General features: G+C 36.8%; 22 protein-coding genes and 2 riboswitches. Of the genes, 4 read left to right on the top strand and 18 right to left on the bottom strand.

Annotated elements, in window-relative coordinates; all coding sequences use genetic code 11:
• Positions 1-18 precede the first annotated feature (18 nt).
• From MHH45_RS22495 to MHH45_RS22480, 4 genes are all read right to left on the bottom strand, one after another.
• A complete protein-coding gene (locus MHH45_RS22495) occupies positions 19-291 on the bottom strand; it encodes a DUF3966 domain-containing protein (protein WP_033671461.1) in 273 nt (90 codons plus the stop codon).
• An 80-nt stretch (positions 292-371) separates the two neighbouring features.
• Positions 372-1,430 (bottom strand): undecaprenyldiphospho-muramoylpentapeptide beta-N-acetylglucosaminyltransferase, encoded by a 1,059-nt coding sequence (locus MHH45_RS22490; protein ID WP_016116326.1) that lies wholly within the window; start codon positions 1,428-1,430, stop codon positions 372-374.
• Between the two features lie 18 nt (positions 1,431-1,448).
• Positions 1,449-4,847 (bottom strand): methionine synthase, encoded by a 3,399-nt coding sequence (gene metH, locus MHH45_RS22485; RefSeq protein WP_088093665.1) that lies wholly within the window; start codon positions 4,845-4,847, stop codon positions 1,449-1,451.
• Positions 4,847-6,679 carry a bifunctional homocysteine S-methyltransferase/methylenetetrahydrofolate reductase gene (locus tag MHH45_RS22480; protein ID WP_016116328.1) on the bottom strand — a complete coding sequence of 611 codons (1,833 nt, stop codon included), beginning with the start codon at positions 6,677-6,679 and terminating at the stop codon, positions 4,847-4,849. Before MHH45_RS22480 ends, metH begins: the two co-directional genes overlap by 1 nt.
• Before the next feature lie 70 nt (positions 6,680-6,749).
• A riboswitch (SAM riboswitch) is annotated at positions 6,750-6,860 on the bottom strand.
• 202 nt (positions 6,861-7,062) lie between these two features.
• Positions 7,063-7,175, top strand: a riboswitch (SAM riboswitch).
• 70 nt (positions 7,176-7,245) lie between these two features.
• On the opposite strand from MHH45_RS22480, the gene MHH45_RS22475 reads away from it, so the two are divergent.
• The 3 genes from MHH45_RS22475 (at position 7,246) to MHH45_RS22465 (ending at position 10,355) form a co-directional block, all read left to right on the top strand.
• On the top strand, positions 7,246-8,358 hold the full coding sequence (locus MHH45_RS22475; protein WP_016116329.1) for a methionine biosynthesis PLP-dependent protein: 1,113 nt from the start codon (positions 7,246-7,248) through the stop codon (positions 8,356-8,358).
• Positions 8,355-9,518, top strand: coding sequence for a cystathionine beta-lyase (gene metC / locus MHH45_RS22470; RefSeq protein WP_016133256.1), 1,164 nt, complete (start codon positions 8,355-8,357; stop codon positions 9,516-9,518). The genes MHH45_RS22475 and metC overlap by 4 nt, the downstream gene beginning before the upstream one ends.
• Positions 9,519-10,064: 546 nt before the next feature.
• Entirely contained in the window at positions 10,065-10,355 is a 291-nt protein-coding gene (locus MHH45_RS22465) for an ArsR/SmtB family transcription factor (protein WP_000894376.1), read from the top strand.
• 148 nt (positions 10,356-10,503) lie between these two features.
• Here MHH45_RS22465 and MHH45_RS22460 read toward each other — a convergent pair whose 3' ends face one another.
• Both MHH45_RS22460 and MHH45_RS22455 read right to left on the bottom strand, forming a co-directional pair.
• A complete protein-coding gene (locus MHH45_RS22460) occupies positions 10,504-11,619 on the bottom strand; it encodes a class I SAM-dependent methyltransferase (protein ID WP_088093666.1) in 1,116 nt (371 codons plus the stop codon).
• An 8-nt stretch (positions 11,620-11,627) separates the two neighbouring features.
• The gene (locus MHH45_RS22455) at positions 11,628-12,257 is read right to left on the bottom strand and encodes an MBL fold metallo-hydrolase (protein ID WP_016116332.1); all 630 of its coding nucleotides are present in this window, start codon (positions 12,255-12,257) and stop codon (positions 11,628-11,630) included.
• Positions 12,258-12,426: 169 nt separating this feature from the next.
• Between MHH45_RS22455 and MHH45_RS22450 the strand changes: the two genes are divergently transcribed.
• Positions 12,427-12,600 (top strand): DUF2759 domain-containing protein, encoded by a 174-nt coding sequence (locus tag MHH45_RS22450; RefSeq protein WP_016116333.1) that lies wholly within the window; start codon positions 12,427-12,429, stop codon positions 12,598-12,600.
• A gap of 136 nt (positions 12,601-12,736) precedes the next feature.
• Here the strand turns inward: MHH45_RS22450 and glcK are convergent, their stop codons facing one another.
• The 12 genes from glcK to MHH45_RS22390 all read right to left on the bottom strand — a co-directional run bounded on the left by glcK (position 12,737) and on the right by MHH45_RS22390 (position 26,101).
• On the bottom strand, positions 12,737-13,717 hold the full coding sequence (glcK, locus tag MHH45_RS22445) for a glucokinase (RefSeq protein WP_016116334.1): 981 nt from the start codon (positions 13,715-13,717) through the stop codon (positions 12,737-12,739).
• A 20-nt stretch (positions 13,718-13,737) separates the two neighbouring features.
• Positions 13,738-13,938, bottom strand: coding sequence for a YqgQ family protein (locus MHH45_RS22440; protein ID WP_016116335.1), 201 nt, complete (start codon positions 13,936-13,938; stop codon positions 13,738-13,740).
• A gap of 101 nt (positions 13,939-14,039) precedes the next feature.
• A complete protein-coding gene (locus tag MHH45_RS22435; RefSeq protein ID WP_016116336.1) occupies positions 14,040-14,618 on the bottom strand; it encodes a 5-formyltetrahydrofolate cyclo-ligase in 579 nt (192 codons plus the stop codon).
• A gap of 167 nt (positions 14,619-14,785) precedes the next feature.
• Positions 14,786-14,935 carry a 50S ribosomal protein L33 gene (rpmG, locus tag MHH45_RS22430; protein ID WP_001265618.1) on the bottom strand — a complete coding sequence of 50 codons (150 nt, stop codon included), beginning with the start codon at positions 14,933-14,935 and terminating at the stop codon, positions 14,786-14,788.
• A 70-nt stretch (positions 14,936-15,005) separates the two neighbouring features.
• Complete coding sequence (locus tag MHH45_RS22425; RefSeq protein ID WP_016116337.1) at positions 15,006-17,360, bottom strand: sugar phosphate nucleotidyltransferase; 2,355 nt, start codon at positions 17,358-17,360, stop codon at positions 15,006-15,008.
• Positions 17,361-17,703: 343 nt separating this feature from the next.
• On the bottom strand, positions 17,704-18,360 hold the full coding sequence (gene phoU / locus MHH45_RS22420; protein WP_016116338.1) for a phosphate signaling complex protein PhoU: 657 nt from the start codon (positions 18,358-18,360) through the stop codon (positions 17,704-17,706).
• A 324-nt stretch (positions 18,361-18,684) separates the two neighbouring features.
• Positions 18,685-19,500, bottom strand: coding sequence for a phosphate ABC transporter ATP-binding protein (gene pstB, locus MHH45_RS22415; RefSeq protein WP_016116339.1), 816 nt, complete (start codon positions 19,498-19,500; stop codon positions 18,685-18,687).
• A gap of 21 nt (positions 19,501-19,521) precedes the next feature.
• Entirely contained in the window at positions 19,522-20,388 is an 867-nt protein-coding gene (pstA, locus tag MHH45_RS22410) for a phosphate ABC transporter permease PstA (RefSeq protein ID WP_016116340.1), read from the bottom strand.
• 1 nt (position 20,389) lies between these two features.
• Entirely contained in the window at positions 20,390-21,340 is a 951-nt protein-coding gene (gene pstC / locus MHH45_RS22405; protein ID WP_016116341.1) for a phosphate ABC transporter permease subunit PstC, read from the bottom strand.
• A gap of 27 nt (positions 21,341-21,367) precedes the next feature.
• A complete protein-coding gene (locus MHH45_RS22400; protein ID WP_016116342.1) occupies positions 21,368-22,285 on the bottom strand; it encodes a PstS family phosphate ABC transporter substrate-binding protein in 918 nt (305 codons plus the stop codon).
• A gap of 317 nt (positions 22,286-22,602) precedes the next feature.
• Positions 22,603-24,714, bottom strand: a complete 2,112-nt coding sequence (locus tag MHH45_RS22395; RefSeq protein WP_016116343.1) for a peptidoglycan D,D-transpeptidase FtsI family protein — start codon at positions 24,712-24,714, stop codon at positions 22,603-22,605.
• A gap of 109 nt (positions 24,715-24,823) precedes the next feature.
• Positions 24,824-26,101, bottom strand: a complete 1,278-nt coding sequence (locus tag MHH45_RS22390; protein WP_016132035.1) for an MFS transporter — start codon at positions 26,099-26,101, stop codon at positions 24,824-24,826.
• Positions 26,102-26,223: the final 122 nt, after the last annotated feature.

Genomic DNA, 26,223 nt, shown 5'->3' with positions numbered 1-26,223 from the left:
AATCCCCACCTTCAAAACTTATTTTGCGTTTAAGTGGTGGGGCGCCTCATGCTCTTCTCTTATTTTTTGCTTTTTATCACTTTCATCGGCTAACATTTCTAACTCAGCTGTTATTTCCGATTTTTCTAAGTTTCGTTCTTGTGAAAATTTTCTTGAAATGTAAATAATAACACTACCAACGTATAGCACAAAACATATAATCAGAGCAGTATTTTCATAAAGACTCAGCTCCAACACAGTCACTCCTAATCCATTCGTATTTTCACGCTTAAAGAACTGGAATTCCCCTATTAAATCTCTGTTATTGTAACATAAATAAAGTAATTCTTCGAACCTTTCATTCTACTAAAAAAGACATGATTTTTTAGAAATCATGCCTCCGTAATATATTTCATAATGGTCTGTGCTGCTTCTTTTCCACTATACTTTTTTAATTCTTTTTTATACTTCTCACAATTATGATTTAACTCTTCTATATGCTTCATAAGGGATGTCACTGTTACAGTTTCTTCATATAAAACCGCTGCATACCCTTGTCTTTCAAACGATTGTGCATTTAAAATTTGATCTCCGCGGCTTGAAGCTTTCGGTAATGGAATTAAAAGCATCGGTTTTTGCAATGTTAAAAATTCAAAAATCGCATTCGATCCAGCTCGTGAGATGACAAAATCAGTTGCCCCTAACACATCTGGCAATTCTCCGTGCACATATTCAAATTGCCTATACCCTTCTATACCTTGTAACGTCTCATCTAGATTTCCTTTTCCGCATAGGTGAACAACTTGATAATTTTTAAGGAGCTGTGGCAATGCTTCTCGTACTGTTTCATTGATTTTCTTTGCCCCTAGACTTCCTCCCATAACCGTGATAACTGCTTTTCTAGTATGGAACCGAAGAAAGTGTAATCCTTTTTCACGATTTCCACGTAGCACTTCTTCCCTCACAGGCGAACCTGTATAAACCACCTTTTCTGTTGGCAAATGTTGTGCAGCTTCTTCAAACGTAACAAATATTTTTGAAGCAAAACGGAGTGCAATTTTATTCGCTAGCCCTGGTGTCATATCCGATTCATGTAACAAGACTGGAACACGATTTAACCATCCGCCAATTACTACTGGTACAGATACAAAACCACCCTTTGAAAAAATAACATCAGGTTTTAATTTTCTTATTCGTACATAAGCATCCATAACACCCTTCATAACGAGAAAAGGATCTTTTATATTTTTTAAATCAAAATAACGGCGTAACTTTCCGCTCGCTATACCATAGTATGGAATTCCTTCGTTCTCTATAATCGTTTTTTCAATCCCTTGATGAGAACCTATATAAGAAATATCCCAGCCCTTTTTTTGCAAATGTGGAATAATTGCTAAATTAGGTGTCACATGTCCAGCCGAACCACCGCCTGTAAAGACTATTCTTTTCATACCTCTCCCCCTTCTACACTATAGTACACTAAAATATCGTGCTTCAGGGTGAGCAAATACCATTGCCGTTACAGATGCTTCTGGCTCCATCATAAATCCTTCTGTTAGTGAGATTCCAATCTCCTCTGGCTGAATTAAGCGAAATAGTTTTTCTTGATCAGCAAGTTCTGGGCAAGCTGGATAACCAAAAGAAACACGAATTCCCTGATATTTTGTACGGAATCGCTCTTCCATCGTCATCTCCGGTAAATCCGGAATTCCAAAACGATCACGAATCAACATATGTGTTTTTTCAGCGAGTCCCTCTGCTAGCTCTAGCGCTAACGATTGAATCGCATGGCTGCGTAAATAATCCCCTTTCTCTTTCCATTCTTCCGCAATATCACGAACACCTTGCCCCACTGTAACAGATAAAAAGGCGACATAATCCATTTCATCACCGACAGGACGTAAGTAATCCCCTAATGTACGGTACGGAGCTTTCCCTTGTCTTGGGAATGAAAAACGCTCTAGCACACGTGTACGATCTTCTGGATCATAAATAATAATAGTTTGTCCATCACTTTGGGCAGGAAAAAATTGATAAACTGCTTTTGGACGTAGCCAAGATTGTCCTTCTTGTAATAGTTCATCAATTAAATTGTTTAACTCATGCGCTCTCTTATCACCTTCTTTTAATAATTTCTTCACATTTCCTTTTAAACCAAGGTGATGACCAATTAGCATTTGCCTGTTTAAAAATGGTGCAAGATGTGAAACTGGAATATCACGAAGTACAACCCGTTTTGTTGAGTCCGGCACCATAACTTTTGCTTTCGGCAACGGTTCAATGACAGCTGGTATCTCCACTTTTTTCTCCTCTTGTTTCACGATATGAATGTGGCGATTTTTTTTATCCTGCTTCATTTTTTCTCGTTCTTCTTCTTTTTGCAATCGATTGATAAGATCGAGTCCTGTCATCGCATCACTTGCATATAATACAAGTCCATTATAGGAAGGTGAAATACGGTTATCTGTAAACTTTCTTGTCAATGCTGCACCACCTACAACAATGGGAATATCAATATTTGCCGCTTGTAAATCTTCGGCAGTTGCTACCATTTGCTGCGCCGATTTTACTAATAATCCAGAAAGTCCGATAATGTCTGGTTTCTTTTCTTTTACCTCTTGCACAATGCGATCAGAGCGTACATTAATTCCTAAATTGACAATATCATAGCCGTTATTTGATAAAATAATCTCTACAAGGTTTTTGCCAATATCATGTACATCACCTTTTACAGTTGCTAATAATACTTTTCCTCTTTTCGCACTATCGCTAGATTCCATATAAGGCTCCAAATACGCAACAGCAGCTTTCATACTTTCTGCACTTTGCAATACTTCAGCAACGATAAGCTCATTGTTATTAAACAAACGACCCACTTCGTCCATCCCCATCATAAGCGGACCGTTAATAATATCAAGGGGCTTTCTTCCTTCTGTTAGTGCGAGACTTAAATCTTCATGTAAACCCTGCTTCGTTCCTTCTACAATATAATTTGCTAACCTTTCATCAAGTGTTAATGTTTCTTGTATGACTGCTTCTTTTTTCTTAGCAACCCGGTAAAAGTTCGTAAATTCTTCCAGTGTTTCTTTCGTTGTTTCGAATAATAGTGCATCTGCGAGTTCCTTTTCCCCTTCTGGAATGGATGCATAGCGCTCTAGCTTTTCAGTATTCACAATTGCGTAGTCAAGCCCAGCCTTTGTTGCATGATATAAAAAGACCGAGTTTAGCACTTCGCGACCAGCTGGCGGTAAACCAAACGATATATTACTTACTCCTAAAATTGTTAAACATTCTGGCAGTGATTCTTTAATAAGACGAATCCCTTCTATCGTCGCTGCTGCCGAACCAATATATTCTTCATCACCAGTTCCTACCGGGAAAACGAGTGCATCAAAAATAATATCGGATGGACGTATACCATATTTCTTCGTTAATAACTCGTAACTTCTCTTTGCAATTTCTAACTTTCTTTCTGCACTAACTGCCATGCCCGCTTCATCAATCGTTCCTACTACAATTGCCGCACCATATTTATGAAGAAGGGGTGTTACTTTCTCAAAACGCTCTTCTCCATTTTCTAAATTAATAGAGTTAATAACCCCTTTTCCTTGTATATACGTGAGAGCTTTTTCCATAACATTATCATCCGTTGAATCTATCATAATCGGAACTTTTAATACTTTCGTTACTTCTGCCAAAAAGTTCTCCATATCTTCCACTTCATCACGATCTGGATCCGCCATACAAATATCAATAATATGGGCATTTTTCTTCACTTGCGCTCTCGCAATTTCAGCAGCTTCTTCAAAATTCCCTTCAGCTACTAATCGCTTCAATTTTCTTGATCCAATAACATTTGTTCTCTCTCCAACAAATAATGGCCTCATAGAATCATCATATTGCAACGCTTCTAAACCACTAATACCGTGGCCTTCTCGTTCATGATTCTCACGTGGTTTAAGGGACTCAAGTGAAGCTTTTATCGCTCGTATATGATCAGGCGTTGTCCCGCAACAACCACCGATAATATTGATCCACCCTTCTTCAGCAAATTGTTTCACCTTTTCTGCAAGTGAAGTCGGTGACTCATGATAATGTCCATTCTCGTCTGGAAGACCGGCATTTGGATAACAAGAAATATAACACTCTGATAAGTCAGAAAGAGAACGAATGTGTTCGCGCATAAATTCTGGTCCTGTAGCACAGTTTAATCCGACAGATAATGGTTTCATATGCTCAATTGATAAATAAAATGCCTCGATTGTTTGCCCCGCTAACGTTGTTCCCATCGGTTCAATGGTTCCTGAAATCATAAGCGGAACCGTATGATTTGCTTCCGTAAACGCTTCCTGAATCCCTAAATACGCCGCTTTCACGTTACGCATATCTTGGCTTGTCTCTACAAGCAATACGTCAACGCCACCTCGTAATAAGCCCCGAGCTTGTCTCGTATAAGCTTCAATTAGTTCTTCAAATGTTACACCGCCTGTTACACTAATTGCTTTTGTTGTTGGCCCCATCGCACCTGCTACATATACTTCTTTACCACTCTCCTTTACCGCTTGCTTTGCTAAAAACGCCGCTCTTTCATTTAACTCTTCATCTAAATGAGATAGCTCATAATCATGCAATACGATATTCGTAGCACCAAACGTATTTGTTTCGATAATATCCGCACCCGCTTCAATGTAAGCTTTATGGATACCTAAAATAACATCTGGCCTTGTTTTTACTAAGTATTCATTACAACCTTCGTATTCTTCGCCTCCAAAATCTTCTGCAGTTAAATTTGCCTGCTGAATCATCGTTCCCATCGCGCCATCTAATATTAAAATATCATGTTGTAATCTCTCTTCTATCGGTCTCATCAGTTGATTCCCTCTTTCACTTCTTGCTTTTCTTTCACATACTTAACGAGATTTTCTGTAATTTCATATTTCAAAAATGGCGTAATGAGATAAATACCGTTAAAGTATTTCATTGCGGCATTAATTAATTCTTGAGAAATACGAATTCCTTCTTCAATTGCAGACTCCTGCGTTTCATGCCCATCCATTCTCTGTCTTACTTCCTCAGGCAATGTAATGCCTGGCACCTCAAAATGAAGAAAATCAGCATTACGTTTACTTACTAAAGGCATAATTCCAATAAAAATTGGTTTTTCTAAATGTTTTGTCGCCTCGTATATTTCTTCAATTAAGGCTACATCGTAAATTGGCTGTGTTAAGAAATACTCTGCACCAGCTGCAATTTTCCTCTCCATCCGCTTCACCGCTGCTTTTAAATGTCTCACGTGCGGATTAAAAGCTCCTCCAACAGAAAACCTTGTCGCTGAACCAATGGATTTTCCTAAAATAGATCGACCATCATTCATTTCTTTAATCATTTTAATTAATTCAATAGAAGACAAATCATATACAGAAGTCGCTCCAGGAAAATCCCCCACTCGCGCTGGATCACCTGTTAAAGCTAACACTTCTTCCATTCCTAAAGCTGATAAACCAAGTAAATGAGATTGCAAACCAATGACATTATGATCACGGCACGTTAAATGCGTCAGTACTGGAATATCATGCTTCGTTAATAATGCCCCCATTGCCATATTTGAAATGCGCGGGGATGCTAACGAATTATCTGCTAACGTAATGGCATCTGCTCCCGCTCTTTTCAATGCCCTTGCCCCTTCAAAAAAACGCTGCGTATCTAATGTTTTGGGGGGATCTAGTTCAACAACCACCGTTGTTTGCTTCCTCGCTTTTTCTGCAAGGGTAACATGAGTGCTAGCACGTTTTGTTTGGATATGAACTACTTGTTGTCTTTGAACAATTTGTTTTTCTGTAACAGGCGTTACATTCGCAATTACACGCTTCATCCCTTCAATATGTGCTGGCGTTGTACCACAACAGCCCCCTAACAAACGAATACCTTGCTCAATAAATTTCGGTGTCATCTCTTCAAAATAAGCAGGGCTTCCTTCATATACGTAACATCCTTCTACATAGTTTGGAAGGCCTGCATTTGGATAAGCCGACAAATAACCATTTTTAGGAATCGATATCATTTTGAAAGCTTCCGTCATATGAAGCGGTCCTAACTGACAGTTTAAACCGACTATATTTGCACCGTAATCTAAAAGCTGCGTTAATATTCCATTTACATCATTTCCATTTTGCGTTGTGCCTGCTTCATGAAGCGCTAGCTGTGCAATAATTGGAATATCTGTTTGTTTTCGCAATACTTTCACTGCATGTAACAATTCGAACTCATCATAAAATGTTTCTAATAATAATCCGTCAACCTTTTCTTCTAATAATGCTCCCGCTTGCTCAAGTAGCATAAACTCTCGTTCCATATCAGTCGTTGTAACGGCTCCGATATGCTTCATCCCACCGATGGTCCCTAAAATGGCGTTCTTATCTGTTACAGCTGCTTTTGCAAGTTTAACCGCTGCTTTATTAATTTGGGTGACCTGGTTTTCCAAACCATACATGCGCAATTTCGCTTCATTTGCACCATATGTATTTGTTTGAATAATATCTGCCCCAGCAGCTACATATTGTTTATGAATAGATATAATAAGATCTGGATCAGATAAGTTTAATTCTTCAAAACTACTTTGCAAACCATGAGAATGTAATAACGTACCAATTGCGCCATCACCGATAACAATTCCTTTTGATACTAAATCTAGAATTTTCACTTGTCTCCCTCTTTTCTATCAATATAAAAACCCCCTCTTCATCTTGAAGAGGGGGACATCATCAATCCTCCTCTTATCATGCAAAACAAATTGTTTTGCAGGTATTAGCACCGTTTCAAACATTTCGTTTGAAGGTTGCCGGGTTTCACAGGGCCTTTCCCTCCACCGCTCTCAATAAGAGTTTTTCTTTATTATTCATCTATGTTTTAAAAGGAAATACGTGTACCTTTTAACAATCTTTGTTAATTTTCTCATAAATTTAGCATGGGATAGACTAAAAGTCAATTGAATTATCAGAAGAATGAAAATTGTTTAAAATAAAGTTGCAATTCAATTATCTTTTGTTGTAAAGTTAAAAGCATAATAAAATTTCATACAAAATATTCTTATCTAGAGAGGTAGAGGGACTGGCCCTATGACACCTCAGCAACCATTAACATGTTCGTTAATAAGGTGCTAATTCCAGCAAATTGTGAAAAGATTTGACAGATAAGAAGAAGACTATATTCGCATGAAAGCCTTCTTCTTAGAAGGCTTTTTTTATTTTTATAAAGGAGGAATTTCACATGTCAACAATCGAAACAAAACTAGCACAAATCGGAAATCGAAGCGAAACTACAACAGGAACAGTTAATCCCCCTGTTTACTTTTCAACAGCTTATCGTCATGAAGGAATTGGAAAATCAACAGGCTTTGATTATTCACGAACAGGAAATCCAACACGTGGTCTTTTAGAACGCGCAATTGCTGATTTAGAAGAAGGTGAACAAGGCTATGCCTGTAGTTCTGGAATGGCAGCTGTTCTTCTTATTCTTTCCTTATTCCGTTCTGGAGATGAACTTATCGTATCAGAAGATTTATACGGAGGGACCTACCGCTTATTTTCGGAACATGAGGAAAAGTGGAATATTCGATGTAGATACGTAGATACACAATCTATTAAACAAATAGAACAAGCTGTCACTTCTCAAACAAAGGCTATTTTTATCGAAACACCGACCAATCCATTAATGCAAGTCACTGATATTGCAGCTGTCGCAACTGTCGCAAAACGGCACGGCCTACTTCTAATTGTCGATAATACTTTCTACACTCCTTATATACAACAACCATTAACAGAAGGCGCAGATATTGTCCTTCACAGCGCAACAAAGTATTTAGGTGGACATAACGATGTACTAAGCGGCCTTGTCGTTGCAAAAGGTCAGACACTTTGCGAAGCACTTGCCCACTATCATAACGCTTCTGGTGCTGTATTAAGTCCATTTGATTCGTGGTTATTAATTCGTGGTATGAAAACATTGGCTCTTCGTATGAATCAACATGAAGAAAACGCAAAGAAAATCGTTTCTTATTTAAATGAGGAGAATGGTGTAACCGATGTTTTTTATCCAGGAAGGGGCGGCATGATTTCGTTTCGTCTTCGCGATGAAAAATGGGTAAATCCTTTCTTACAATCTTTATCGTTAATTACATTTGCAGAAAGTCTTGGCGGGGTTGAAAGTTTAATGACATATCCAGCAACACAAACACATGCAGATATCCCGGAAGCAGTGCGTACAGCACGCGGGGTATGTAATCGTCTTCTCCGTTTTTCCGTTGGCATTGAAAACGGGGATGATTTAATTCAAGACTTAAAGCAAGCTATTAAACATATAAAAGAAGGTGTAAGAATATGAGTTATTCGTTAGATACACTCTTACTTCATAACCAATATAAACATGATTCACAAACAGGAGCTGTTAACGTTCCCATTTATAATACATCAACATTTCATCAATTTGATGTAGATGCCTTTGGAAAATACGACTACAGTCGCTCTGGGAATCCAACACGTGAAGCACTTGAAGACATAATCGCTTTATTAGAAGGGGGAACAAAAGGATTTGCCTTCGCATCTGGAATTGCAGCGATTTCTACTGCCTTCCTCCTTCTCTCACAAGGCGATCATGTTCTCATTTCAGAAGATGTATACGGGGGAACATATCGCATTGTAACAGAGGTTCTGTCTCGTTACGGTGTTTCACATACATTTGTTGATATGACAAATGTAGAGGCAGTAAAACAAAACATTAGACCGAATACAAAAGTCTTTTACATTGAAACACCCTCCAATCCATTATTAAAAGTAACCGACATTCGTACTGTTTGCGAATTAGCGAAATCTACTGGAGCTCTTACTTTTGTTGATAACACATTTTTAACACCACTATTCCAAAAACCACTCGAACTTGGAGCAGATGTGGTTCTCCATAGTGCGACAAAGTTTATTGCTGGTCATAGTGATGTTACAGCTGGATTAGCAGTTGTAAAAGATGAGGAACTTGCTAAAAAACTCGGCTTCCTGCAAAATGCATTTGGCGCTATATTAGGCCCACAAGATTGCTCTCTCGTTCTTCGCGGTCTGAAAACATTACACGTACGTCTCGAACACTCAGCAACAAACGCGAATAAAATTGCTCTTTATTTACAAAAACACTCGAAAATTCAGAATGTGTATTACCCTGGATTAGAATCACACCTTGGCTATGACATACAACACTCACAAGCACAATCTGCCGGTGCTGTTTTATCTTTCACGTTACAATCTGAAGATGCTTTGCGAAAATTTTTATCACAAGTCAAACTTCCTGTATTTGCAGTAAGTTTAGGAGCTGTGGAATCCATCCTCTCCTATCCTGCAAAAATGTCACATGCAGCATTATCACAAAAAGCACGCGATGAAAGAGGTATTTCTAATTCATTGCTCCGTTTATCAGTTGGCCTTGAAAATGTAGATGATTTAATTACCGATTTTGAAAATGCGCTTTCTTTTGTAGAGGAACCTGTGAATGCATGAGAAAATTCCCATCTGATACAGAAATAAAATGTTTCACATAATAAAAAAGGATAGACCAAGCAAATTACATTCGCTTGGTCTATCCTTTTTTATTACGGTACTCAGGATTTACCACCATAAACTCATCATATGCACTTAGGCAAAGTCCCTCTATTGAAGATAATAAGCCATTAATATATCCTCTCCATAAGAACCATCTTCATATTTAATTTACTTCCGTTGTCTACCTTCTTTTCATCCAAGATTATATTCTATAGAAACATATAAAATCCTTTTTTCTTATTATTTTTAAAATTTCGTATATTAATTGAAAGAATAAAAAAATCATGATAAAATTGTGTTACAAATGTATCTGTATATTCACGATTCTTAACAAAAAATACTGTGTTACAAACGTACAAATTTTGCAAAGTTATTTACATCATGTTCTCTTTTCTTACAATTTCTTTACTTTAGAACATTTTTTCTGCAACAACTATTTTCTTTTCTTTAGATTTTTGGTATGTATAGTATGGGTATAACAGCTCGCATGGAGGTGGAAAAAACATGTTAGAAACCTTTCAAAAGGAATTAGAACTATACGAAAATAATGCAGAATTACTGAAAGTTCTTGCTCACCCTGTTCGTTTATGTATTGTAAAGGGATTGATCGAACGCGGTCCAAGCAATGTTTCGACAATGTACACAGGATTAAATATGCCACAATCCACAATTTCGCAACATTTAGCGAAATTAAAAAGCGCTAAAATCGTTTCTAGTGAAAGAAAAGGATTGGAAATTTACTACAAAGTAGAAAATGAAACAATTATCCAACTTGTTCGTGTATTACTAGGTTAGGGGTAACCAAACAAAAAGGGCGTATTCTATATTTTCTATCTCATATCTTTAATATAAATATATATCATGAGAGAAAATATACAATACTACATATCCTAAAGTCGTATCAAAAAACAAGACGCAGAATCATTCTGTGTCTTGTTTTTTTCTATATATGTAAATAATGCTTTAAATCAAAATGTGGCATTCCTTTTTTTTGCATAACAACATCAAAAGCATCGCTTATTCCCCCATGTAAAATCATGGAACGAACCGCTCGATTTTGTTTCTGTTTCTCAGAAAAAGGATCGGAATCTTGATGACTAGCAAGTTGTTCTAATATACCTGCCGCAAGTAAAAACCCCCTTTGTTTTGTATGCCACACTGTATGAAGACTGCTTTCTTCTCCTATTTTCTTCAATTCATCCCAATGAATATGCGCTGTAATATCCATTTCACCTGGATACTTCAGAGGATTCTGAATGAGCCTATGGTCATAATACCCCCTTAGACTCCCTTCATGATGCGCAGGATGCATCCACTCCGCTCTTGTATACCCATAATCAACCGTGATGAATAAGCCTTCCTTGAGCCATCCTATAATCTCTTGTAAATAGGTTTCCATTGCTATTGGTACTTCAAAGCGCTGTCCTTCATAAAGCTCAATCTTATGTCTTCGTAAATAGCATCGTATTACTTCTTGTTCTAACGGCCGCAATACTTCTGTAAGTTCCCGCTGCTCCGTATACGTAATACGAACTTCATACAAAATACCAGCTCGCTTCTCTATCACTTCAACAGGAAATGCATCAAACAATTCGTTTGAAAAAACGATTCCTGTAAAAGACTCCCCTAATTCCTTATAGGACTTGTACTGCGAAATATTTTGAAATGAACCAAGTTGACGTTTTTGCAACCTTCTATGAAAAGGACTCACTTCAATAATAGAATATCGTAACTCTGCATAGGTTACTGGAGATAACTGTTTCCATTCCTGTAAAACATCATAAGCAAATCTCCCTGTTCCCCCTCCAATTTCACAAACATTCGGGGGGATCTCTCCATTTTGGACAAGTCGAATAAAAAAACGAGCGAACGTCCTTGCAAATACCGAAGAAATATTACTACTCGTAAAAAAGTCACCATTTCTTCCGATTTTTTCACGTTCTTTCATATAATATCCGTACTCCTCATCATACAGTGCAAGGTTCATATATGTACTATATGAAATCGAATAATCCTTTTCTTTTTCCATCCATTTTCTTAAAACGAGCTCCATCCCCATATAGCTCCTTATTGTAAAAACGGATTATTTTCTTTTTCGGAACCAATATTTGTTTCTGGACCATGTCCACATAATACTGCTGTGTCATCTGGCAGTACAAATAATTTTTCTTCAATGCTTCCAATTAATTCTGCAAAACTTCCACCTGGTAAATCTGTTCGACCAATACTCATTTGGAATAATACATCTCCTGAAAATACAGCATTTGCCTCTTTGCAATAATATGAAATACTGCCTGGAGAATGCCCTGGCGTCTCAAACATTTCAAATGTAAAGGATCCAATCGTTAACATTCCTTCGCCTTCAATAATTTGATCAGCGGGTTTCGCTGTAATGCTTCGATTCATCATAAAAATTTGCGAACCATTTACAGTCGCATCTCCTAACCAATCCACTTCTTCTTTATGTACATATACTGGGATATGAAAAGCATCTCTCACAGCATCAACTGCACCAATATGATCGAAATGAGCATGTGTTAATAAAACAGCCAGCGGCTTTAATTGTTCTTCTTGTAAATACGTTACAAGCTTCTCTCCTTCACTACCTGGATCAAAAATAATACATTCTTTTTGATCATTACTTAAAATATATGCATTTGTTTGTAATGGTCCTAATGGCATTTGTATCCATTCCATTTTTAAATCTCCTCCAGTTATTGAACTTACTTTTATGATACAACATTTCTTCCCCTTAGGAAAAGAAACGATGCTATCTCGACAATCATTTCTAAAACATGTACAATAAAAAAGAAGAAATATTGCAAAAACTCAAACGAAAGAATGAGAGAGCAGAGGGGGATTATATATGGGTCTTGTTATCATTTTTGCGCTAGTCACTCTGTTAGCTGTATTCGCAACCCTTAGAACGTTACGTGAAAAAAATTTACTAGCAGGCGGTTTTGCTGTTGCAACTGTACTTGTTTTTGGTTGGTTTACAGTCATGACTGTCCTTTATAGCGGGTACCCACCAACTCATTAATTCACTTACAGTTCTATTTCCCATCAAGATTTTTCATAATGAAAAGAGGAAGGGATCTCCCTTCCTCTTTTCATTATTTTACAAATACCAGTAGTCTCACCTTAATTCCGATTCGCCCTGACTGATTCTATTCTTTTTACTTCATAACTTCATATTTATGCTTCTTCACAAGCCAAGCTCCACCAATTACACCAGCATCATTCCCAAGCGTTGCAATTGCTAGCTTCGTGCTCTTAACAGCACGAGAAAATGCATATTGTGCAAAATAGCGCTGAATTGGTTGTAACAATGCATCGCCAGCTTTAGATACACCACCGCCAATTACAATCTTTTCTGGATTTAACGTACTAGAAAGATTTGCTACAGCTAACCCTAAATAAGAAGCTACTTTTTCTACAACTTGTTCCGCTAAAGCGTCACCTTGTTCAAGCGCTTCAAATACATCTTTAGATGTAATACGTCCCTCTTCTTCTAACATAGAGTGAAGTATGCTTGGTTCATCTGTATCTTGTAATTTTTGCATAGCAACACGTACAATACCCGTTGCTGAAGCTACTGTTTCTAGACAGCCAGATTTCCCGCAGTTACAAGGAAATCCATTTTCTGTTACGACTGTAATATGTCCGATTTCACCAGCAGCACCACTTACACCGTGCACAATCTCACCATTTGCAATTACACCGCCGCCAACACCAGTTCCAAGCGTCATACAAACTAGATCTTTTGCTCCTTCACCAGCACCTTTCCACATTTCACCAAGCGCAGCTAAGTTTGCATCATTATCAACCACAACAGGTAAGCCTGTTTCTACTTCTAATAAATCTTTTAATGGATAGTTTTCCCACCCTAAATTAACAGCTTCATAAATCATACCAGAAGCGACATGCACAGGTCCAGGAGCGCCCATACCAATACCAATTAGCTTGCTCTTTAATTCTCCTAGTTCTTCTAACTTTTTATCAATTGCTTTCGCTACATCTAATGTAATATGTTTGCCTTGCTCACTTGCATTCGTTGGGATTTCCCACTTATGTAAAATTTCACCATATACATTAATAAATGCTAATTTAATCGTTGTCCCGCCAAGGTCAACACCAACTAACCACTTTTCTTCCATTTTTGCTAACCTACCTTTATCTAATTCTTGCTCATCTCTTTTTGAATCTCTTGTTTCAATAAAAATAAAGCTGTTTGATAGTCTTTTGGCTCAATCAACTGTGATTGATTTAATTCACGCAATTCATCTTGCATTAATTGTAAATCAGCGATTCGATCACCTGTATAAATGATTGTTCCAAATTTTTTTAGCAATTGCTGAATATCATAAATTGATATCATTTCATCACCCTCTATGTCCACTTATTATGGAAATATAATAAGAAAACGTTCACATATTTTATTATAATCAACAAGAAAAAGTCTCGTCAATTTTTATTTGTCTATACAAGTCCATTTTGAAGAATTGTTTCTTTTTCTGTAATAATTTTTTGTACATTTTGATCAAACGACTCTATTGGAATATAACTTACAATTTGAAAATCAAAAGCTAATGATAACGTTTTCCCTTCATACTGCAGCAGATAACGATCATAATAACCACCGCCGTACCCAATACGTTCCCCTCGTCTTGTATACGCAACTCCGGGTACAAACAGAAGATCAATTTCATTTGCCTCTGTTTCTACTGTTAGCGCAGGAATTGGTTCACGCAAGCTCATATATACTGTTTCTAATTGATCAAAATTTGTAATTTGACGAAAGATCATTGTTCTTGTCTCTCTATTACACTTTGGTACAACAACTTTTTTTCCTTCTCGCCATGCTTGTTCAATAATTACATATGTATTCACTTCATGTTCCATCGAAAGAGTAATTCCGATTGTTTTCGCTTCTCTCCACTCTTTTTGTTCATATAAAGAAAATACAATTTGTTCTGATAAAGTTTTGTGCTGTTCTTTCGATAAAAAATTCATTTGCTCTACTATTTTCTTACGTAAACGTACCTTCTCCTCTTTCACACGCTTTTCCCCCTATAAAGTGATCCTTTACTTACTTTATAATTATTAATCGCAAAAATGAATTACGTTCTTGTAAACAGTCTATCATTTTTTTCATGTATCATCACTTTTCAATAAGGGTTATAACCATAGTAAAAAAAAAGAAACAGTAGGAAATTTCCTACTGCTTACTTTGTTTCACGGTGTAACGTAGACTTCTTGTCACGCTTGCAATACTTTTTAAGCTCAAGGCGCTCCGTGTTGTTACGTTTATTTTTCTTTGAGATATAGTTACGATCTCCGCATTCTGTACATGCTAGAGTAATATTCACACGCATTCTTATTTCCCTCCAGTCACTAATAACTTAAATCAGACTATACTATAATACCACTTTTAAAATAAAAATTCTACACCTTTTGATATTGTCTAATTTTTTCTATAAGAGTTTTCATATTTTCCTTTGCTATTACTGGGTTTCTCGCGTGTGAATATACAAGAAATTTAGGATGTTTTGCATCAGAAACAATATAAGACCACTCTTTTTCTGTATATTTAAATTGGATTCCCTCTAATACTTCGACTTCTCTTTTTTCCATATCCTGCAATAACATTCCCATTACTTTCCCTTTCTCTTTCCACGAGCAAACAACTTCATCACATAATAAGTAAAGGGGTGGTGATTGCTCTAACATCGTCGACAAAGTATTTCCTTGCCGAGCAATTAGTTCAAATAATTTTCCAATCCGATATAAAATATCTTGCTGCCATCTCATCTGAAACTTACTTTGTTCACCATACATATAAAAAAGAAGATAGCACTCTCCTAATTTTAACGATAATGGATAAACACTCTCTGTCGTCTCAAGTAATAAATCAGGAACATCGATTTCTTCACAATTTGCACTTTGGTAAATCCCACCATGATTATCATATAATTCAAATTCATTTCCTTGTTCATAAAACATAAGAGCCATATGAGCTCTACTTGATTTCATTAACAATTTAACATGTTCTTTTTGCTCATTAGCATAAACCCATGTAATTGTGCAACCTAGTTTTCGCAAGAAGGATATGAGTAGGAACTGAAACATTTCATCTCTTTTATTAATAAGAAGGTGAAATGTTTGCTTTTGTATCGTTTCGATATCCAAATACGCTAATAAAGATTCAACATATTTCTCTAAACAAACATGTACCGTTTCATTTCGTCCTATGTCTTTATCATATACATAATGAAATGCTTCTGACATATACAAGTGTTCCATTTCTTTTTGCTGTTTATACGATAACCTTATGCCTTCCTTACCATATAGTTGAATGACAATTCCTTCTTCTTGTTCAAAGCGAATAAAAATGCCCCCTGCACATTCGAGTTCATTGATCGCATACCGAAAGGCCGAATCGTTCATTTCTTGACATTCCATCGTATACAAGCCAACACTATGAATTGCATGTAGAAATAGCTTTTTAAAAATATCAAGTTTTACATCATCATATCCCCCTATCAATATACGCTCCCCTTTTGAAAAAAGAGAGCCATATGCCATTGCTATTTTTACAACAACTTGAGGTGTCATTTCTATATTGCCCCTACCTACTACCCGGCTTTTTTGCAGCCAACCTGAGTTTTTTTCATTTTCAGTAATTCCTGACGAGGCAATAATAGAATGACTATCAACAACTTTATTAGGCCATATTTTCCCATTGTGTTGTATCACTGTATTTTTTCCAATCTGGCAACGGTCTGCTACCACACTTTTCTCAAATAAAGTTACATCATCTTTAATCATCGCATTTTCTCCAACGGTCGCTTCTAATAGCTCACAGCGTTTTCCTACATACGTATGGGCAAGAACAATACTTTTTTGAACATGCGTATGATCTAATATTGTGCTGCACTTACCGATAATTGAATATGGCTCAATTATTACCCCTGCTCCGATGAACGCTCCTTCTCCGATAAAAGATGGACCGTGAATTTTTGTTCCCTTTTCAATCGTTACCCCTTCTCCCATCCAAACCATCGGTAGTACTTCCGTATAAGAAATGGGTACCTGTACTTTCTTTGTAAGTAAGTCAAAATGAGCCTGCCGATATTGATCTAATGTGCCAATATCTAACCAGTATCCTTGCGCTACATATCCAAAGAGTGCTTTTTTATTTTCCAGCAAAGGAAAGACATGGTGACTAAAATCAAAAAACTGCGCTGATGAAATATAAGAAAAAATTTCGGGGTCCATAATATAAATGCCTGTATTTACAATATTTGAAATCACTTCGTTCCAACTCGGTTTTTCCATGTAACGTATAATTTCATGCTCTCTATTCATAACGACTGAACCAAATGATAGTGGGTTTTCCACTTCCTTCACAAACATTGTGACCAGTCTATTCCTGCATTGATGGAATTCAATTCCTTTTGATAAATTAAAATCCGTCAATGCATCTCCACTAATTACAACAAATGGCTCATCTAAAAACGCTTCTGCTTGTTTAATGCTTCCTGCCGTACCAAGCGGTGGTGAATCTTCGAAATATTGCAACTTCACTCCCCATTTACTTCCATCACCAAAATATCGCCTAATTGCCGTACTCATATATTGAACTGTAATTGCAATCTCATGAATACCATGCTGCCTTAGTAACTCAATATTATATTCTATAACTGGTTTTTCAAGTAATGGTAACATTGGCTTTGGAAGATTACATGTTAACGGTCTAAGACGCCTTCCTTTTCCTCCAGCTAAAATAACCCCCTTCATATACATTCATCCTCCACGTTTATAATGTTGAACGACCTTGTATATCATATGTATGTCACTTATGTAGAAATTAACCTTTTCACTTCACTGAATCACATCAGTAAGCGCTTACTTTATAGCTTAATAAAATGAAATTTTAATCAGTGGCGTTTTTCCTTGTCCTTCACTGAGTGTTCACCTTCACCAATCGAGTTTTTTACAGGATAAACAATCGCTTCCTATATTATTCCATATCATATTATGATACATCTTATCATCATAGAGAGGACAAGACAACGAGCTTTTTTTGTCATGTTTTGACTAAAAAAGCAAGTGATATTCCATCACTTGCTAACATTTTTTCCTATTCATTTAATAAATAATGTTTTCCTTTCACCAAGTAAAAAACATTCTCGGCAATATTCGTAATGTGATCTGCTACACGCTCAATGTAACGTGCAATAAAAGATAATTGTGTAATTTGCGTAATTGCTTCAGGATGTTCAGGGATAGAGGAAATAAATTCACGAATCGCTCTCCCATATATTTCGTCAACAGAATCATCCATTTCCGCAATTTGTTTTGCAGAAGTTAAATTTTCTTCTTGATATGCTTCTAACGATAAATTTAACATATCCATGGCAATCGTAAACATTTGTTCTAGACTATGCAAGCTAACAGATACATCTTTTTCTCCGAGCCGAATTGTTGATTTAGCAATATTTACGGCATGATCTGCAATACGTTCTAAATCTGTTGCTGTCTTAATCGAAACAAAAATTCTTCGCAGATCGCTTGCAACAGGTTGCTGTTTTGTAATTAGCATAAGTGCAAGGTCATTAATTTCTTCTTCTAAATTATCCATACGGTAATCACCATCAATGACTTCTAGCGCTTTTTCTACATCTTTCTTCTGAAGCCCTTCCATAGAACAAGAAAGGGCTTCTCTTGCCAATTCTCCAAGTTCAATTACCTTTTGCTGCAATGTGTGTAAATCATAATGAAATTGCTCCCTTACCATGTTGTTTCCCCCTTTAGCTGTTACATATATGAAAACTCCCACCACTTAGCTCCTTTGGATCTTGAAGTGGGGGTTTCTCATGTGTCTCCTCTAACAGATGCGTAACACGAGTGGAGACCTGATGCCCCTCTATTTCATTGGCAAACGCCTTTGGAACCACCTTTTTAATATATTGTACAAAGCGTTCAAGAATGCGGTTACTAGCAATCCAGCTCCCCACTCAAGGACTGTGCTGAGCATAGTCCTTGAGTGGGGAGTTTTCTTACTTGATTTTTGATAAAGTGATAAAAACCCCTTATAAAGGGGCTTTTACTCCCAAAAACATTAACCAAATCGTCCCGTGATATAATCTTCTGTTCGTTTATCTGTAGGAGTAGTGAATAATTTGTTTGTATCTGTATATTCAACAACTTCACCGCTTAGGAAGAACGCTGTTTTATCAGAGATACGTGCCGCTTGTTGCATATTATGCGTCACAATTACAATACTAAAATCTTTCTTTAGCTCTTGAATCAACTCTTCAACTTTCAATGTAGAAATCGGATCCAATGCTGATGTCGGTTCATCCATTAAGATTACATCCGGTTCAATCGCTAAACAACGCGCGATACATAAACGCTGTTGTTGTCCACCAGATAAACCATATGCATTATCGTGTAATCGATCTTTTAATTCATCCCAAATCGCTGCACCACGTAAACTTTTTTCAACAATTGCATCAAGTGTCTTCTTATCACGAATACCATGAATCTTTGGACCATAAGCAACATTCTCATAGATAGATTTCGGAAATGGATTTGGCTTTTGGAACACCATTCCAACATGCGTACGTAATTCCTCAACAGGATATGACTTATCAAAAATATTTCGATCTCGATATTCAATTACTCCCGTTGTGCGAACGATAGGTACTAGCTCTACCATACGGTTTAACGTTTTTAAATATGTTGATTTTCCGCAACCACTCGGTCCAATAATTGCTGTTACTTCATTCTCATGAATACTTAAATTAACATCTTTTAATGCATGATCTTCTCCATACCATAAGTTTAAATTTTTTGTATCGAATACAACCTTCTTCGTTGCTGACTCAATTTTCTCTTCATTTTTCACCTGTACATTTACTACTGTTGCTACCATTTTGAATTCCCCTTTCATCCACTACTTACGATTTCTTAACCATAAGACAACCACATTTATAATGAGCAACAATCCTAATAAAACGATCATACCGGCTGCTGCTACATGCTGAAATTCCTCTTGCGGTCTACTCATCCAATTAAAAATTTGAATCGGTAAAACTGTGAATCTATCAAACATGTTAAGTGGAATATAATTAGCAAAAGCAAGTGCCCCAATGACTAATAATGGTGCCGCTTCCCCGATTGCCCTCGATAAAGCCAAAACACATCCCGTTAAAATTCCTGGCAAGGCAGTTGGCAATACAATCTGATACATTGTTTGCCATTTTGTAGCACCAATGCCATACGAAGCTTCTAACAGAGAAGCCGGCACCATACGAATCGCTTCTTGACTCGATACAACAACTGTTGGTAATACAAGAAGACTCATCGTAAACGCTGCTGTTGCTATACTCTCCCCTAAATGAAGACCGTATACAAAAATTGTTAAACCAAGCAATCCAAACACAACAGATGGCACACCCGCTAATGTTTGAATATTTAATTCTATGATCCTTGTGAATACAGAGTGCTTTGCATAATGTTCTAAATAAAGAGCTGTACCTACTCCAAATACAAAGGAAACTGGCACTACTATACTCATAAATAAAATTGTTCCTGACAATGCAGCGACAATACCAGCTTGCTTTGGATTACGTGAAGCAAAGTTCATAAAAAAATCTATTGAAAGATAACCTACACCTTTTTCAAAAATTTGATAAAGTAATAAAATTAGTATACAAATAGAAAATAGCATTGCCATATAGGAAATAGACTTATATATTTGATCCTTCCAAAAACGAGATGCCATATTTTCTTTTATTCTCTTATGATTCAGCATTCGCATCTTATATCGCCTTTCTAAAACGGTACATAATCTGCTGCGAAATCATATTCATCATGAATGTAAACATAAGTAACGTCGCGCCTACAGCGTACATGCTATAGTATGCGATCGTTCCATGGGGGGCATCACCTAAGCTTACTTGCACAATATAAGCCGTTAACGTTTGAATGGAGTGCGTCGGATCTATAGATACATTGGGCGTTGAACCTCCTGCAATGACAACAATCATCGTTTCACCAATCGCACGTGAAGCCGCTAATAGGATTGCAGCCATAATACCGGTAAATGCAGCTGGAAACACAACCTTTCGTACAGTTTCAAAACGCGTTGCACCTAGCCCAAGTGAAGCCTCTTTTATTCCTTTAGATACAGCTCCCATTGCATCTTCAGAAAGAGAAGCGATTGTTGGAACCATCATAATTCCTATAACAATGCCTGGACTGATTGCATTAAAGAACTGTAAATCCGGAATGACACGCTGCAAGGCCGGTGTGACAATCGTTAAAGCAAAAAATCCATATACAATTGTAGGAATACCTGCTAGTAGTTCTAAAATGGGCTTTAACACTTTTCTAACAAAGTGTGAAGCATATTCATTTAAAAATACGGCACATCCTAATCCAATTGGAATAGCTACTATCATAGCGATTGTTGTTACAAGTAAGGTCCCACATATAAGAGGAAGTATCCCAAACTTAGGCTCTTCAAAAAATGGTAACCATTCTTTTTCAGTAAAAAAAGAATACATTGATATTTCACGAAAAAACATAATTGTTTCATTCGCTAGCGTAATAACAATACCGATTGTTGTTATAATAGATACGCTAGCAATTGCCTTTAATAGTAACGGAACCATTCGATTGATTCGCTGCGTTTTTTTTCTTTTGATTGTATTTCTTTCAATCAAATGTTGCACAGAAAATGTAAATTGACTTTTGTCATTTCGAGCCAAAGATGAAAACCCCTTCCCATCCTGACATTATCTTTTTATTTCTGTTAACATTCGCAGCTGTTCACTATATTTCTTTTGTGGTAATTTAACATATCCGACTTCTTCAGCAAGTCCGCCCGCATGTTGCATCATAAACACCACATACTCTGCCACACTGCTTTTATTTCGAATCGAAGCATGGTTTACATAAGCAAATAGCGGCCTAGACAATGGCTTATAAATACCAGATTGAATGTTTGCTTTCGTTGGTGGTACACCATTTATTTTTACGGCTTTTACCTTATCCCGATTCGCCATATAGTACGCATATCCCACAAATGCAATTGCATTTTTATCATTCATTACCCCTTGCATAATGACTTGATCATCTTCAGATAAAGCAACTGTTTTTGCAAGACGATTGTTTCGCAAGACAACACTTTGAAAATAATCATACGTACCGGAATCAACACCTGGCGCATAAAATTGCACCTTTTCGTGCGGCCATTTCGGATGAATATGTGACCATCGTTTCGTTCTCCCATCTTCGCTCCATAATAGACGTAATTCTTCTATTGTCATATTATCAGCCCATGTATTTTGACGATTCACAATGATTGTGAGGCCATCATAAGCAATTTCAAATGGTGTAAACTGGATGGAATTTTCCTTCATAAAATTTTCTTCTACTTGTTTCACCTGGCGCGATGCATTATTAATATCTACTTCGCCTTTGCCAAAACGATGAAACCCTCCTCCTGTCCCAGATATACTAATAGAAATTTTCACACGTGGTTCTTTTTTTGTGTACTCTTCCGCTATAGCTTCCATAATTGGAAAAACGGTTGAGGATCCATCAATTCTCACTTCCCTCACATCATTAGCAGCGGATGGAGTAGACACATATAAAAAAATGAAACATGTCGATATTGCTAAAATCTTGATAGATTTTTTTGTCCATTTCACGTGTAGCTCCTCCTAGAAGTATCCCGGAGTAACAGGATTACAGATATAAGAATAATACCCAACTATTAATTCGGTTTTAATAATTTGTAAAAGTTTTGTAAAGTTCAACATAATGTGGAGGAATACGATACTTCTTTCTCATTTTCACTTCTTTTCTCAAAAGTAAATATATGACCGGTCATACTATGAGAGAGTTCACTTTTTCAACCCCCTATTTCGCGTATGGGATATGCTCGTCCACAATTACTAAAACCTATGCATAAAATACAAAAAAAAGCACACTATCTTTTAAGATAGTGTGCCAAATTCACATATTTTTATTCTTCTTTTCCTTTTTTACCTTTTTCATCTTTTGGTGCTTCACCTGTTACTTCTTGTTTTTTCAAGTCAAAGTAAGCATCCATAATTTCACGACCGATATTTCCGTTAATTCCAGACTTATCATCGTGTACCCATGGAACAACAACAGAGAATGCAACTTCTGGATTATCAAGCGGCGCATATCCTACTAACGTTAAGTTATAAGTTGGTACCGGTTCACCTTTTGCATTTCTTCCAATATCTTTATTGCCACCATAAAACGTTTGTGCTGTTCCTGTTTTTCCGGCAGCTGTATATTTTGCACCTGTAAAGTATTTTGTACCTGTACCACCTGAATCATTAAACACTTGTCTAAATCCTTCTTGCACTCGCTGGATTTGATCTTCAGGCATATCAATGCGATTTAATACTTTTGGTTCCATCGATTGAATCACTTTCCCAACTTCATCTGGCTTAGATGTTGGTTGACGAATTTCTTTTACGATTTGCGGTTGCATACGATAGCCGCCATTTGCAATTGTAGAAACATACTGTACAAGTTGAAGCGGTGTATACGTATCATACTGTCCGATTGCTAAGTCTAATAAGAAACCTGGTTGAAGACCTGAACCTCTCTGACCAGATATTTCGTTTGGTAAGTCAATTCCTGTTTTCACGCCAAGCCCAAACTGTCCAAAATAATAACGCATATCATCGAATGCCTTTTTCTTAATATCTAATGTACCACCTCTAACATATGGCACTCCAGCAATATTCATAGCTGTTTTAAACATATATACGTTAGAAGACATTTTCAAAGCGGTAAGGTCGTTAATGCTGCCCATCGTTTTCCAAGAAGCTTTTACTGGTGTACCTTTTAGTTGAATTGGTTCATCCACTAGTACTGTTCCAGGCGTAATTGCTCCTGTTTGATATCCTGTTAACACCGTAGCCCCTTTTACAGTTGAGCCCATAGGATACGCACTTGTCATTGTTCCTAATGCATAGTCTTTTACCTCTGTTGTTCCATTTTCTTCTACAAGCTGTTTTCCAGCCATAGATAAAACTTCACCATTTTTCGGATTCATCATCACAACAAACGCACGATCTAAAAGTGGTTCTGCACCTTTATATTGCTTTAAATTCTTCGTGAGAATATCTTCTACACGTTTTTGCAGTTCCATATCAATTGTTAAATTCAAATCGTTTCCTCGTTGTCCTTTAGAAACGTTTATTGTTTCTAAAATATTCCCGTCTTTATCTGTAATATTTCTCACTTCTGCTTTTGTACCATGAAGCGTATCCTCGTACTGTTGTTCAATATAACTTTTACCAACGCGGTCGTTACGGTTATAATCTCGAACAAGAAAATAATCTAGTCGTTCTCTTGGCAACCCTTCATCTGAGCTTGTTACACCACCAAGTACACTACGGAACATATCATCATAAGTGTATTTACGATCCCAATCAACTGTCGTATCTACACCTGGCAACAATGCTAAATTTTCACTAATGATTGCATATTCTTCTGGTGTTACATCTTTTTTTATGATTTGCGGTGTCATTGCATATCCGCCATCCATTTTACTCTTAATTGCAAGTATTTCTAAATCTTCGGGTGTTAATTGATTTATTTCTGCCTCTGTCACGCGATTACGCTGACGCTCTGCCATTTCTTTATCATCAATTTTCTTTGCTTTAAATTCAGCTTGGTCTTTTTTTGTAATCTTTTCCTTTGCCTCTTTTTCATGTAAAGAAAGCCAATAATCTTTTTTATCACGTTCTGTTAATTTATCTGGTGATACTTCAATTAGCTTCGCCAGTTTTTTCGCTGTTTCTAAACGCTCTTCCGAAGTTGAACCCTTCAGTCTTGTAAACGTAATGGTACGAACTGGGTTATTATCCACAACCGCACGACCATATCTATCAAAGATCTTTCCGCGTGGAACTGGATTACTTACTGTTGAGTTTTCCTTTTTTTCAACTTCATTTTTATAGTCCTCACCATGTACAATTTGTACCATTCCAAGCTTTACAATGATCGCTGAAAACATTAAAAACACACAAAAAAACAACACGTTAAGCCGAAACGGAACGTGGGTTTTCTTTTTTTTCTTCTTTTTACTCATACGAACCCCCTCTACCAACAGCTATGTAATAGGAAAGGGACACCTTATTACAGGTGTCCTCACTGCTGTTTTACATGTCTTTTTATTCTAGCATAAAATCCAGAAGAAGTTAACCTTCTCGTTCGGTATGATTTTGTGTTGTTTCAGGTGCTGGAATCCTTGGTTTATTTGGATTCCCTTCCCCGTATTTGACATTTCTAACAGCAAAATAAATAAGTAAATGTCCAGCTCCAAGAATACATAATAGAACAGGTAAGCTTTTTTCTGGCTGGAAAAATGATACTGCACATAAAAAACTTAAAATCGAACAAATTCTTCCGCTGTTTAACCATAATTCTCGAACAACAATATACTCGACCCGCCATTCTCTCGCCTGCTTTGCTCTTCCGATTACATCGTATGTCATCGATCCGTACGGAACAAGTAAAATCGGATAAGCTATTGCAATACATGCTGCATAAATGAGTAATTTTACATATGTAACATGAAAAATAACTAAAAATACAACGACATACAAAATAATTCCACCAAGTAAAATCGCCTTTTTTCTCCACTCCTTTTTTAACATACGCGCAACCAAGTAATAGCATACAAATGAAACAGCGGAATTGACTAAACTATACTTCCCTAGTGCAAATTCGCTCCCTGATGCCAAATAGACATATACAGAAATAACAAAAATAAACGTCCCTTCCCTTAATCCTTGAAAAAAGTGTGCGCGTGTAATCCTTCCCCAGTTTTTATCAACCTTACGTTCTTTCAAAACTTGAACAATTTCATAGCGCCCCTCACATTCTCTTTTCGATAAAAAGAAGCTTATGACAACAGCAATTGCAAATAAAGTTAATGAAAGAAAAAAGATAACTGTATAACCGCTCCATTTCTCCATACGTGAAATCGTATATCCCGCTGCTATTGGCCCAATCATTCCAGAAAAGGATGTTAGAAGACCAAGAAAACCGTTAAAAAAATCACGTGTTTCCGGTTCCGTAATCTCAAATGTCAACAGATTAAATGCAAGCCAATAAAAACCGTATCCAATTCCAAGAAGACCACCAAGTAATAAAATGTAATGTGAAGCATGCGTTCCTGCGAGTAAAACAACAATAAAAAAAGCAGCTAATGTTCCCACACCGATTCGCAGTAAAATAGCACGATCTATCCGTTTTGCCAATTTTCCTGCAAAAAGAAATGTTAGTGGCTGCAATACAACGCTTGCTAAATTATACAAACCAAGATTCACATAGTTTTGTGTTTGTTTCCATAAATAAATGTTAACAAACGTGTTGGATAAAGAAATTGCGAGCGTGTATAACCCCCCCATAACAAGTAACAATATTAAATCACGATTCACCTCGACATCGCCAATTACATGTTTCCACTTCATACATAACTCTCCTTTACTTCATGTTCTAGTCTTCCAAAGACGAGCACAATTATGTAAAAGAAAGCATACAAAAAAAGCTAGGAGAATATCCCCCTAGCTTCTTCAATATCGACTTACCTAAA

Source organism: Bacillus sp. FSL K6-0042 (assembly GCF_038006685.1).
Classification (GTDB): Bacteria; Bacillota; Bacilli; order Bacillales; family Bacillaceae_G; genus Bacillus_A; species Bacillus_A pseudomycoides.
Note: the sequence above shows the minus strand (reverse complement) of the source record. Positions and strands in the feature narration are given on the sequence as shown.